Origin of the sequence: Paenibacillus jilunlii, assembly GCF_900102965.1 — a bacterium.
Taxonomy (GTDB): domain Bacteria; phylum Bacillota; class Bacilli; order Paenibacillales; family Paenibacillaceae; genus Paenibacillus_AQ; species Paenibacillus_AQ jilunlii.
In genome coordinates, this window is sequence record NZ_FNGM01000002.1 from 453,625 (window position 1) to 465,636 (window position 12,012).

Consider the following 12,012-nt stretch of genomic DNA (forward strand, 5'->3'; position numbering starts at 1 on the left):
ATCTGGCAGATATATGCCCAATAGATTACACTCCCATTGAATCATCATCAAGTCTGATATCAATATTCTGATTAATTTTGATGTTTCTATGGATGAAGTTGTTAATTTCGAGCAACTTGGAAACCTCTTGATACACTGGTGCCTTTTGGTTAGGATCACGAATTGTAAGAAGCATACAAAACTCTTGAGTCAGATCACTTCTTTCAAACTCTGCCAGTTGTTCAATATGAGAGCGGAATAATCCCTCTAATTTTAAGTACCAATTCTTAGGGCTTATTAAAAATTTCTCTTTATTTGATTTGGTTAATTCAGTTAAATCCAAAGCATACTTTCTATTAGGGTAAAACTTATTCCCATATTTTATAAGGGTCTTTTCTTGATTAGCGAATTCCACTAAATCTTTTGCGGCTTTCTTTTTGCTGTACAATGACGACTGTAATAAGTTTTGAGCTCCTTCTTTACCCAGTTCATTTTTGATCATAGGCTTAGTAGTATCCCGCAGCTTTTTTTGGTCATATGTCCCAAACTTAACATCTATGTTTGACTGGCAATATTCCGGGCCTTGTTGGCTGTCCAGAATAGGGTTGTTGACTAAAGTCACAATGATTTGCCCGGTATAGTGTCCATCCTCATCTACTAAAGATTCGGGGTATGGAAAGTCAAGAATTTCAATATATTCCCCCTTACTTATACTGTCGCGTAGAACAACTGTTATCTCATGGGGGTTATTAAACAGTATTTCATCTGCTTTTTTAGGTAGACCGAAGCCCATTTGATCAATCTTTTGATTTATCTCCATGTCTACGTTGTCGGGATAACTCGCTGAGTGCAGCAACAGAGCTTTTATCAAAATTGGATCAAACTCTTCCTCCAATTTTAAATTCAAATCTGCGGCAATTGCGGCAACTCTTGGTGTAGAGAAGCTGGTTCCTATTGCCTTTTTAATTAAGCCATCCTGACTTAGTGAACTTACTCCATTAATAATAGCTACACCATTGTCAACGCCACAGTTTCCGCCATAGTGCACGAGTTCGGGTTTGATGATAAAAGAAGGCCCCGGACCAATGCGACTAAACGGAGACGGTGTATTAACCTTGGATAGATCACCAACATTTTGAGAATGAGCCACTGAGCCCACAGTTAGGGACCTAACAGAATCCGCTCCTCTTGCTATCCTGCTTACAGATTTTTTGTTCAAGAAGTTATTGCAGTTGCCAGCTGATTTTATTATGAGCACTTCGTGTTCATCTTGGATGTTATCAAGAGCAACTCCAAAATCGGAAAATTCATTCTGATCCGCTTCGGCCATACTTCCTAATGACATGTTCCAGACTTTAACCTCGTCCTTCTTTTTCTCAATAGCATCTCGGATGTTCTCTACAAGGTCTGTTTCAGAAATTTTTTCTTTAGAGGCGTCTGGGAAAACAGTGGCGTTAAATAACTTGCACCCATTCACACCTGTAAGTGTTTTTTTCTCAAAAAGATCACCGAATGCGATGATTCCTGCAACAAACGTACCATGTGATTGATTGATATACTCATCTGGAACATTTGTATGCTTATCAATTATCCACGACTCAAGTTGAGTTGTAGGTGCAATTCCTGAATCCAGTACGCCGACGACAGGGTAATCCATTTCTTTTTCGGGTTGGGGGAACTTCAAATCCGTTTCAACAAAAAAATCATCTTCATTGACCTCAAACATCGGCATAGGATCAATCGCTAATGTACCGCTAAATTCTGCTAAGACATGTATTGCTTCAAAACTATCAGCGGTGACTTCATGAACTTTCAAGTGTCTTGAATACGGCACAGTTTTAACTAAGTCAAGTTGTTTGTTAGACAGAATAATATTTTTAAACTCGTCCTCGACTTTTGCATTAATACGATAGTTTTTATAATCGAACAACTTAATCTTAAGAACATATTTTCCATCACGTAGAGGATACTCGTTCACATCCAATAAAGATACTTCAAAAGGATCAAGATTTTCGAGTGCAGAAATCGCTTTTGCATTATCATCAAAGTTAGATAGTTTTTCGGCTATTTGCTTAAATTCATTGGCATTATCCACTCTAACAAATAATTCGTTGTTATTTGTAAGGCCGATTGTTTTATCCCTTCCTTTTTTTTGAAAAAACTCATTAATTGCGGTACGATGCGATTTTGCAAGGGCATCGTTATTAACCTTAGCTTTAATAACAACTGGTATTGCTTGAAACTGTTTTGTTTTGTTCGATACAAACTGTTCAAGAGAGCTTAAAGAGCCCATGAGAGTTCTGGAGTGCTTCTCCAGAACCGCCCCCTCCATAACCCAATCAGGAAGCTTAGAGTTATCTCCACCTCCTTCGGTTTCTCTTTCATCGGTTTCCTTCCTTTTTTGAATAATTTTTATTAGGTAGTTATTGTTCGTCATCGGTTACATCCTCCTCTTGAGATAAGTTATTTCTTATTTGCCTTAAAGATATATTCAAGAATTTGGAAATGTCATTCTGCTTAACTCCAAGTTGATAAAGGAACTGCACTGGTGATAACTCATCTTCGTTATAGTTTTTAAATAGATACAGTTGGTATAGGAAATCAATGTGAGTTACGGTGTTTGAATCTGCAATGACAGAATTTTTAATTGCACTGTAACAGACAGTCTTAACATCCGATGGTGCTAATCCATCTAATGCTGTTGAGATTTTCTTTAATTTTTTTGATTCGTCTTTAAAATCGTAATCAACATTATTTAAGTACATTTGAACGAGTGGAATTAATGTTTTTGAAGTTGGTCGTGGTACCTCAATAACAGTAGAGAACCTTCTCCAAACTGCTTCATCAAGTAACTTCTCATGATTTGTTGCACAAATTAGCAAGTTATTTTGTGTAAAGTTATCAATATTTTGAAGCAAACTATTTACTACTCGCTTGAGTTCACCAACCTCATTCTCGTCAGTCCTAGCTTTTGCAATTGCATCAAATTCATCTAAAAACAAAATGCAGGGGCGTTCTTTAGCGTAGTCAAATATTTTCCTTATGTTCTTTGCCGTGCTTCCTAGAAGTGAAGATACCATACTATCCAACTTGCCTGTAACGAGAGGTAAATTAAGCTCTTGAGCAATGTAGTGAGCTATACTGGTTTTCCCGCATCCAGGTGGACCGTAAAGAAGTAATGCTTCAGATAAATCAATACCTAATGCGGTCAGTTTGCTTCGATTTTTTACAGAGTCAATGTAGCTATGAATCTTTTTATTCGTTGTATCTGACAACACCAAATTAATTTTTTCACTTCCAGGAAGAGTGATGTCGATCATGTCCATCTGGCTATCTTGGTCTGTTGGCTTAGATAAAAACTCATCCATGTAAACAGGGTGGGCTGATTTGTTCTCCAATAGTCTTCTAATTCTTTCGGCGAATCTGCTGTCTCCTTCATCCTGCAACTTATCCATCAACAACTTTGAATAGCTCTTTACTTTATCTTTATTCTTATCCAAACCACCTTCGATAATTTTAATGATCTCATTTCCGAATTCCAAAGGATTCACTCCCAATAACGTTTTTTAATCAAAAAAACACGTTTTCTTTATATTTTATCACGTTTACTTTGAAATTATAACATCATTCTTATTTCATTGAAAGTAAAGGTTCATACAGCTCTGATATTATTTTTGCTGTGATTTCGGGTTGTAGCCTTGAAGATAACAAAAAAGGTACAGAAAAAAGTTCTGTACCCTTTGCAGTTATTTATTTCTGGTATGCATGATTACTAATCACCATCCTGTTCAACAAACGCCTCTTATACCACACGTTTGTTTAAATACTAAGGTTATAGTACGGCAATTATGATCTTCTCATAAAAAATCTGTTCTGCATTTATGATCTGAACTGTTATATGAAGCTTTTCTGTCTCCCTATGCACCGTCACATTTGAAACAAACCTCTTCACCCACTCATTCATCAACTGCGGACTCGGCGTTTCCTCATCCAACAAACCAATCATCGTCTTAATGTCCTGCTGAAGCGTCTGTAGGCTCTCCTGCGACACACTAAATGCTTGACTGGCTGATTGTTGATCGGCATACTCTCTTCGCTTCTCCGTCAATTCTGAAAACATTTCGGCAATCATCTCCGCGTAATATGCCTTACCGCTGCCGGATTGTACTTCCTGCTGCATCTGTTCAATCCGTTTCTCCAAGAAATTAATCTCGGCTTCCATGTTTGCTGCCGATACGATCTGGTGACGATTGGCTTCATCATGATACTTTCTAATCTCTTCCTCCAATTGATTGTCGAATGTAAGCCGCAGTAACGCACTACGAAGCTTGTTGACGACGATCTGTTCAATACGATCTTTCCTCCAGCTTACATAGGGGCAGAACTCTTTGCCCTTCCGCATATAGCCACCACAGACATAATATTTCTGCCCCCCGTACTTCTTAGTCGTTGATGTCGAGTTGCCAACCATTCTTGACCCACACTTATCACATGTAAAAATACCTCTGAGCCAAAATGGTGAAGCTGGCTTGATCTGATATGGATTATGAGTCACGCCGCCCCCATTATGCCTCTTCTCAGAACGCTGCTGACAGAGCTTGAATAATTCTTCATTAATAATGGCAGGGTGTGCATTCTCCGTAATGATCCATTCAGAGCGATCCCGCCACTTCTTCCCTTTAGTCTGATACTCTTGCTTATTCCATATTCTGCGGCCCAGGTACGATTCATTATGGATGATGGCCTGAATAGTGCTGGCCGACCACTTCCCGCCTTTTTGCGTTGGAACATTGCTCTCGTTAAGGAGCGAGGCTATTCTCTTGTAACCCATCTCTTCATAGGCATATTGGCTAAAAATAAAGCGAACTGTATCAATCTCTTCCCGCGGTCCAAGTACCCATACCGCTTTTGTCTTTTGGTTGCCAAGTGCAATATGTTCAGTACGGTAAGCATATGGGGGCGTACCACCGTTGTTGTAACCTTGCTTGGCGTTCTGAGTCATGCCCTTACGGACTTCCACGGCCAGATTAGCATTGAAGAACTCAGAGATCACTTCCAGCATCCCCTCAAGCAGCATATCTTGCGGTGAATCAGCCTCTGTCTGTTCAACAATAGAGATTACCTTAACCCCACATTGCTTCAGCAGAGCCTTGTAAAGCACATGATCGTCACGATTACGTGAGAAGCGGTCGAACTTATGCACTAAAATAGCCTCAAAAGAACGATTCGTACGTTTCGCCATTGCAATCATTCGCTGAAACTCTGGACGATCATCGGTCTTGGCGGACTTACCTTTTTCGATGAACTCATTAACGATGGTCCACCCCTTAGTTTGGCAATATTGCTGCATAGCTTTGAGTTGGGCCGGGATTGATAATTCTTTCTCTGCTTGGCGTTCCGAAGATACACGTGCATATACGACTACTTTCATTACATTCATTCTCCTTTGTGTGGATTATTTGGGCACAAAAAAACAGGTACACCGTCAATGGCATACCTGCTTGGGGAAAGCTATTCGATTGAATATTTCTTATTCGAACTTTGTGGGCCTACGAAGCTCTAAAACTGACTGAGCAGCATTCCAGAGCTTATCATCTATGATTGCGGGATGAGCGTCTTTTACAACGATCCATTCAACCTCTGCATTTCTGGTGCCTTCTATAATGCATCTTTTATTCCATATGCGATAGCCGCGATAAGCCTGGTTGCCAAGAATGGATAGCACCGTTGAAGGTGTCCATCGTCTCCCACAAGCTCCCATACGATTGAGGTCACGCATAATGCGTTTTCCTCCCCAACCTTCAGCAGCCAACTCAAAAATAGTCCGAACAATTCCAACCTCTTCATTTGGTCCCAGGCAATAAGTGACTTTAACGCCTTCACGCTTCCGGCGATAGCCAAACGGAGCACGCCCTCCACAATGATATCCCTGTACTGCATTCTCTCTCATGCCTTTGAGCGTCTCATGTCTGAGATTGACGTTATAAAACTCGCTGATGACCTCCAGCATCCCTTCCAATAAAACACCATGCGGCGTATCTGGTTCTGTCGGCTCTGATGCAGAAGTTACGATAACGCCCTGTTTCTTCAACAAAGCCTTGTAAATGACATGATCTGCACGACTCCGACTAAAACGGTCAAACTTATGCACCAGGATCATCTGGAAGCCCTTATCGCTTTTCTGGGCGGCAGCGATCATCCTCTGGAACTCTGGACGGGCATCGGTTTTAGCGGACTTAGCTTCGTCAATGTATTCATCTACAACAGTCCAACCTTTGTCCACTGCGTATTTGATTAATGCTTCTCGCTGTGCCGGAATGGACAGCTCTTTATTGGCCTGTTGCTCACTGGACACTCTCAGATAAATAACTATATTCATGATTAATTGGCCTCCTATGGTAATGTGGTGTTACGCAGATGCAGATACCTCCAGAACGCAAAAAAGAGCCAGGGGATAGTCCCCTGACTCTGATGTGCATGAGTATCATTCTTTACTGCTTGTTTGATCCTCTACTAGTCATTCCTTTCATCGTTGAAGTATCTATATAATCAGCACAAGTTGTACTGGTACTTAATGGTACTGAAAAAGCCGCAATCCATAGGACCACGGCTTCTAAGACTACTTTCTATTCGTAGAGCACTTTCTGAGCAAGAATGCTGAGAAGTCTTGCTTCATCCTTGCTGATATCCGGTTTGTTACTGGCATAGAAGTAAAGAGCCCGTCGAATCTCACGCAGTTCCTCCACAGTTAAGTCATCAGATAAGTTTTTAGTCCACATTTGGTTTCCCCCTCTCCTGTAAAGTATCTATGTAATCAGAAGCTGAATAACTTCTGCTGATTCATTATTACGTGCCCAACACGTTCATCCACACAATATAAAAGCCCTCAACCGAGAAACTCAGTAAAGGACTTATAACAAACATATAAAGCTAAAGCGGATAAATGGCTCAGCTAAGATGACTTCAAGGAAGTCGTTTATTCCTTAAGAGCATCATTCATATATTGAACAAACAATTTGTCCGAGAACAGAACAACCTTATTGTCCTTCGTCAGCATATAAAAGCTTTTGGCATCCACGCTTACATACGCAGTAGTCACATAATAATAGGGGTTACTGGCTCCAACGAAAAAGACATCAAATGCATAATACTTTTTGCTATTGATTATCTTTGTCTCATATCCATCTTCAATGTTCGGCTCCCGCGTGAGCAATGGGCGAACCTTGGCATCCAGTGCCTTGAGCCCTTCAGCCTTGGAGAGACTCTCAAACGATGCGTCAAGAGTGACGGAATATATCTCACCAGTGTACTTGTCTACATAGTGGAAGAAATCATACTCATATTCGGATGTGCTACCTTGAAATGTATAGAATCTGAGCAGGTCAGTCCCTTTACTTTTGACGGTTACGCCGTTGCCCAGTAAAGATTTTACTTTTTTCAACGCTTCGGACTCAGTAAGGGCAATTTCACTAGCTGCATGCTTAGGTTCGATAGCGACGACTTTCCATGCTTCTTTCCAAGCAGTATCAACATTCAGCCCTTTGCTCAGGAGTTGCAGGGGTACCATGGTCGTATTATTGATGGTCTGCGGCGGCACATTAAGTGCAAGCTTTTTCCCGTTTACATAAGCCGTCTTTTGACCCAATGTAAAAGTGACCTCGTTGGTCCCATACTTGATCTTGATAGGCTTCTTAGTGGACTGGAACTGTAAAGTGGCTTTCAAAGCGACACTGACCGGATTGATCGCTACCATGACTCGCCCATTATTCATTGCAGCAAGCTTGTCCTGCTTAAGATAATCGCCGTTTACCATGACCTTTATGGTTTGTGTAGGATCGGCATGCACATGACCACCTGTACCGATTGAGGCCAGAATCAAACATAATACTAACATCATTTGAATTGCTCTTTTATTCATTCTTCGACACCTCCAAGTATAATAGGAACAGCTACGGCATTAGATTCTGCTCATGATCGGAACAATGATTTCACTCTTTCTGGAGCCAAAGTAATCCACGAGTCCATCGTAGAACTTGTCTGATATCCCTACGGCTTCCTGAAGAGTCCAGATTTTTTGGATGAATTCAGCTTTACCGATTTCCTTGATCAAGTAATTCATTAAATGAATGACAAATCCATTGCTCGCTTCTGCAATTTTCTCCATGTGTTTAAATTTGATCTCAAAATACGGAATGATTAAAAGAGCTGCCCCAACACCGCCAAATGAATCCGCGTTAAAGCCATTAAGCGTGCTTCGGATTTGATTCTTTTGTTCCGTATGCAGCCGAAAGCTTCCGATACATGTACAAATCATGTCTCCAATTCGTTTATTCAGTTTCGCGTCGCCGTCTTCGGCCATATGAGAAAAAATAATCTTATCCGTCTCATTCTCAACCAATGAACCCAGTTTACTTATCTGCATGTTTGACTCCCTTTCAGTGGTTCATCTTCCTGATTATATCTGCGACCATATCTGATAGGTCGATGCTCTGCGGCAAGGACAAGTGCATCTGAGCAGACAATTCAGTGACAACATGTGCAAAAAGCAAGGATTCTTGTGAATCGCCATAACGCCTTATATGCTGCACTATTTCATCCATTAAACTGTCATTATCTCCTAACGATGCAAGATAGAAGAGTGCCCCTGCACCTAATGTGCCGTTAGAACAGCCGAGACATTCAAGGGTAAAAAAGACAGCTCCGCTGACTTCGAGATACACCTCATGGGGAAGCATGTTGCATAATTGCTTAATTTTATCCATTACCAGCAAGTTGAGAGACTCCTTCAACAGGTTGATTAATTCCTTTGATACAGCTCGATCAGTCTATCAATTTGTGCGTATGCCTCTGTTATCAACGTCTCAGGAAACTGATGCTTCAACAACATAACCTGAATCACCGATGCCACCGTTTTAATAAGATGCTTCTGCCGCTGCAAACTTGAGGTCGATACTTCAAATTCCATTCTGGATGTTGGATAGCTTGCTCCATGCTGGGAAGTGATGAAAGTTTTAACGCATACCGCTTTCTCTGGAACGTTATTAAAATCTTTCTGACAAATGCAACAGTGAACCATATGTTTCCGTGTTCCTGAAGTAGTGTGCCTATGGCGATTGGACGGTGTAAAGTAGTCAGCTGTTGTCCATACAGCATAATGAGGGCATGGAGATTCAACTGGAACCTCCTTGAAGCATTTGACGCATTGTGCTCTATAGGGAGTATTAGGCTGATAATCAAAAATATCTCCTTCAAAAACAGGAAATCCACATTTACGACAATAGCCGTCGAACCGAGAAAGCATAAGCATGTTCAGGACACCTCTCTGTTATGAACGAATCCATTATCCTAGAAGCGATGCAGCCTTGTTCATACATAACCTGTTGTACTCCTCTTGAGTATCCGGTGCTATTGTTAAATGCCCGTATTTTTTTGAGCCAAACTGCCCAAAGTATGGGTCAATAGAGCAGCGGTAATTCTCTGCAATCGCTTTTTCCTCTACGGAAGCTGCTAGCGGATCGCAGATGGCATGACCCATATGCCGCAGATTATCAATGTCCATGGTGCCCATTAAGTTAATACATTTCTTGTAGCAATTAATTGAGTTCTGATATTGACCAAGTATGTAATAGATTTTCCCAAGGTTCTTGTACGGCTCCGGTTCACTTTTGATCCAGTGCACAACTACCAAATAACATTTTAAAGATTCCTCATATTTTCCGTTACGCTTATGTTGCAGCCCTTGCTGCATTAAGTTGACCGCTGTTTGAACATCCATTTTCACTACCCCCAACTATTATTGAAAAGACGGTCTTCCATCTTTAAACATCCCTTTATGGCACAATCTCCCATCACTAAAGTAAGATGTTCCGTGTCCGTTAAAGTCACCGTCTTTAAGTTCACCCTCATACATGAGGATTCCATTCGTCTCCCAATATACTTTCCCTGTTCCGTGATAGATTCCATCTTTAAACTCACCGACATATCTGACGCGACCGCTTGGATAATATTCAGTTCCCAAACCATTTTGCATCGACATTTTGATTCCCTCCCTTCAAGTTGCTCGTGCATGGGCAGTAACCCCATAAGCATACAAAATGTGCCAATATACGTCAATGCTTGTGGTTGTATTATGTTAATTCTTGAAGTCTGTTACTGTTTCCTTCACTTTCCACTACATTCGTGAAAGGAAAGGGATGGTAGTATGGACGATAAAATAGATTACAAACTCATTGGAAATTGCGTACGCGAAGAGCGATTAAAATACAACCTGACTCAGGAAAAGCTTGCGGAGAGCGTAGGGATATCTGCTTCATACATGGGGCTGCTTGAACGTGGAGAGCGTATTCTCTCTGTCGAGACCCTGGTGAAATTGTCCATTGCTCTTAATGTTTCTACTGATACCTTGCTTAAAGCAACGCTCGACAGTGTGGAAAGAGATACCTTTTCCCTTCAATTTGCATTACTAACAAATGGATTGGATGATCCACAGAAACAAATGGTCTTAGATGTTGTCAAGGCCATGTTGCCACACTTTAAACTGGAGCAGCACAACAACGAATAAAGACGAACATTAAAGCCCTTTATACGGAGGAGTCGCCATGATAGGCTGATGCCTTGGCGATGCTGGTTCATGGCATCGCCTTATCGCCTTGTATCATGGCGACAGAGGCTCCGTGTCAAGGGCGGCTCAAACGTAGTAATAAAGAGTTACATTAGGCCACGCTCTTTCATTGAGCAGTAGTTCTCATTAGCGATGATTAGATGATCCAAGAGCTGCACTCCCATAATCTCTCCTGCGTTCACCAGACGTTCGGTAAGAGCGATATCCTCCCGTGAAGGTGTTGGGTCACCTGAAGGATGGTTATGAACGGCTATGATCGCAGCAGAGCTTCTTTTAACAGCGGCTTTATAGACCTCGCGTGGATGGACAATAGCTGAATCCAGTGATCCAATAGCAATAGTCTCTTTACCTATGACTCTGTTCTTCGTATTAAGAAAGAGCACTACGAAATGCTCCCGTTGCAAGTAGGCGAGCTCCGGCATCATGAGGACTGCTGCATCTTTGGGTGAGCGTATGGTGTATACCTGTTGAGTTGGTGCATTCAGAACACGGGCCAATTGTAGAGCAGATATGATCTGACGAGCCTTAGACTTGCCAACCCCTTTAATGCTCAGCAGTTCGTGTTCATCTACATCTAATAGTTCAGGCAAAGTCGTATAGCGGCTGAATAATTGCTTCATTACATATCCCTCTGATTTTTCGCAGAGTGTATCAGCCAGTAGGGCTTTCAGGTTGTTCATTTGATATGATTGCATGTCGATTGACCTCCATATGGTTGAAATGCAAACAGAAGAGACCGTAGTGGTCTCTCCTGCTTGTGGGCGAACTATATTTTTGGTAAGCTGATGATAGTTTGAATTACTTGGTGTGCTCCTTCTGTGGGCCACCTTTTTTTGTTTGGTTAATCTTCATTTGGTGCAGGACAGATTGAACGAGCAATCGCATGTACTTACGGCCTTCAGGAGAATCAAGGTAAGGTGGATTCTGTATCCGGTTCGTTTCCGATGAAGGATAACGCATGGAAGTTCTCCTTTCACATTTAAGATGGATCACACTTTATTAAGCTTTTGAAGATGTCTCTGCAACTGCGGAGCGAAATACTTCTCAAAGTAACGCCGCATGTAGTAAGCTGCATGTTCATCATCCAGTTTCCAGCACCGGATAAAGTATGTGTACAGGACAGTGCCAGCCATACGCATGTGGCCGTTCATGACCAACTGTCGCATCAGCATGGTTATGTCTTCAGGTAATCCTCGCTTCTCGACCATTGTTATCACCTCCTTTCAAGAGTGTTCACTTCTATAAGACTGCTTCAGATTCTACCCTGTTCCCCAGAATTGGGGAGAAGGTATGAAGCGTCACATCTGAAGAAGTTTCCGATAAATTTATCGTAAAGCCTCTAATCCCCCCCTCGGTTAAGCCCAACTCTAAAGTCATATATTTCACCTTCCTCTTATTCGCTGCAAACACAA

13 protein-coding genes are annotated in these 12,012 nt (G+C 41.5%); 1 reads left to right on the top strand and 12 read right to left on the bottom strand.

What is annotated here, in order from left to right:
* Positions 1-25: 25 nt before the first annotated feature.
* The 10 genes from BLQ82_RS06760 to BLQ82_RS06805 form a co-directional block, all read right to left on the bottom strand.
* Complete coding sequence (locus BLQ82_RS06760; RefSeq protein WP_062523625.1) at positions 26-2,416, bottom strand: S8 family peptidase; 2,391 nt, start codon at positions 2,414-2,416, stop codon at positions 26-28.
* Positions 2,403-3,521: an AAA family ATPase gene (locus tag BLQ82_RS06765; protein ID WP_062523626.1), complete on the bottom strand. Its 1,119-nt coding sequence runs from the start codon at positions 3,519-3,521 to the stop codon at positions 2,403-2,405. The genes BLQ82_RS06760 and BLQ82_RS06765 overlap by 14 nt, the downstream gene beginning before the upstream one ends.
* Positions 3,522-3,811: 290 nt before the next feature.
* Positions 3,812-5,410 (bottom strand): recombinase family protein, encoded by a 1,599-nt coding sequence (locus BLQ82_RS06770; protein WP_062523627.1) that lies wholly within the window; start codon positions 5,408-5,410, stop codon positions 3,812-3,814.
* Between the two features lie 99 nt (positions 5,411-5,509).
* Positions 5,510-6,358 carry a recombinase family protein gene (locus BLQ82_RS06775; RefSeq protein WP_062523628.1) on the bottom strand — a complete coding sequence of 283 codons (849 nt, stop codon included), beginning with the start codon at positions 6,356-6,358 and terminating at the stop codon, positions 5,510-5,512.
* Positions 6,359-6,605: 247 nt separating this feature from the next.
* Positions 6,606-6,758, bottom strand: a complete 153-nt coding sequence (locus BLQ82_RS31830; RefSeq protein WP_157243809.1) for a hypothetical protein — start codon at positions 6,756-6,758, stop codon at positions 6,606-6,608.
* Positions 6,759-6,955: 197 nt separating this feature from the next.
* A complete protein-coding gene (locus BLQ82_RS06780; RefSeq protein ID WP_062523629.1) occupies positions 6,956-7,897 on the bottom strand; it encodes a copper amine oxidase N-terminal domain-containing protein in 942 nt (313 codons plus the stop codon).
* Between the two features lie 39 nt (positions 7,898-7,936).
* Positions 7,937-8,401, bottom strand: a complete 465-nt coding sequence (locus BLQ82_RS06785) for a hypothetical protein (RefSeq protein ID WP_062523630.1) — start codon at positions 8,399-8,401, stop codon at positions 7,937-7,939.
* A 13-nt stretch (positions 8,402-8,414) separates the two neighbouring features.
* Positions 8,415-8,750 carry a hypothetical protein gene (locus BLQ82_RS06790; protein ID WP_062523631.1) on the bottom strand — a complete coding sequence of 112 codons (336 nt, stop codon included), beginning with the start codon at positions 8,748-8,750 and terminating at the stop codon, positions 8,415-8,417.
* A 569-nt stretch (positions 8,751-9,319) separates the two neighbouring features.
* Complete coding sequence (locus BLQ82_RS06800; RefSeq protein WP_062523633.1) at positions 9,320-9,754, bottom strand: tetratricopeptide repeat protein; 435 nt, start codon at positions 9,752-9,754, stop codon at positions 9,320-9,322.
* A gap of 18 nt (positions 9,755-9,772) precedes the next feature.
* Positions 9,773-10,015 (bottom strand): toxin-antitoxin system YwqK family antitoxin, encoded by a 243-nt coding sequence (locus BLQ82_RS06805; RefSeq protein ID WP_062523634.1) that lies wholly within the window; start codon positions 10,013-10,015, stop codon positions 9,773-9,775.
* A gap of 165 nt (positions 10,016-10,180) precedes the next feature.
* On the opposite strand from BLQ82_RS06805, the gene BLQ82_RS06810 reads away from it, so the two are divergent.
* Positions 10,181-10,540: a helix-turn-helix domain-containing protein gene (locus BLQ82_RS06810; RefSeq protein WP_244280713.1), complete on the top strand. Its 360-nt coding sequence runs from the start codon at positions 10,181-10,183 to the stop codon at positions 10,538-10,540.
* Positions 10,541-10,686: 146 nt separating this feature from the next.
* Here the strand turns inward: BLQ82_RS06810 and radC are convergent, their stop codons facing one another.
* Positions 10,687-11,295, bottom strand: coding sequence for a RadC family protein (gene radC / locus BLQ82_RS06815; protein WP_062523635.1), 609 nt, complete (start codon positions 11,293-11,295; stop codon positions 10,687-10,689).
* 294 nt (positions 11,296-11,589) lie between these two features.
* Complete coding sequence (locus BLQ82_RS06820; RefSeq protein ID WP_062523636.1) at positions 11,590-11,808, bottom strand: hypothetical protein; 219 nt, start codon at positions 11,806-11,808, stop codon at positions 11,590-11,592.
* Positions 11,809-12,012: the final 204 nt, after the last annotated feature.

What these genes read in the sequence shown, in the direction of transcription:
- BLQ82_RS06760 (WP_062523625.1), bottom strand. Translation starts at nt 2,416, where the DNA reads ATGACGAACAATAACTACCTAATAAAAATTATTCAAAAAAGGAAGGAA.
- BLQ82_RS06770 (WP_062523627.1), bottom strand. Translation starts at nt 5,410, where the DNA reads ATGAAAGTAGTCGTATATGCACGTGTATCTTCGGAACGCCAAGCAGAG.
- BLQ82_RS06775 (WP_062523628.1), bottom strand. Translation starts at nt 6,358, where the DNA reads ATGAATATAGTTATTTATCTGAGAGTGTCCAGTGAGCAACAGGCCAAT.
- BLQ82_RS31830 (WP_157243809.1), bottom strand. Translation starts at nt 6,758, where the DNA reads ATGTGGACTAAAAACTTATCTGATGACTTAACTGTGGAGGAACTGCGT.
- BLQ82_RS06780 (WP_062523629.1), bottom strand. Translation starts at nt 7,897, where the DNA reads ATGAATAAAAGAGCAATTCAAATGATGTTAGTATTATGTTTGATTCTG.
- BLQ82_RS06785 (WP_062523630.1), bottom strand. Translation starts at nt 8,401, where the DNA reads ATGCAGATAAGTAAACTGGGTTCATTGGTTGAGAATGAGACGGATAAG.
- BLQ82_RS06800 (WP_062523633.1), bottom strand. Translation starts at nt 9,754, where the DNA reads ATGGATGTTCAAACAGCGGTCAACTTAATGCAGCAAGGGCTGCAACAT.
- BLQ82_RS06805 (WP_062523634.1), bottom strand. Translation starts at nt 10,015, where the DNA reads ATGTCGATGCAAAATGGTTTGGGAACTGAATATTATCCAAGCGGTCGC.
- BLQ82_RS06810 (WP_244280713.1), top strand. Translation starts at nt 10,181, where the DNA reads ATGGACGATAAAATAGATTACAAACTCATTGGAAATTGCGTACGCGAA.
- radC (WP_062523635.1), bottom strand. Translation starts at nt 11,295, where the DNA reads ATGCAATCATATCAAATGAACAACCTGAAAGCCCTACTGGCTGATACA.
- BLQ82_RS06820 (WP_062523636.1), bottom strand. Translation starts at nt 11,808, where the DNA reads ATGGTCGAGAAGCGAGGATTACCTGAAGACATAACCATGCTGATGCGA.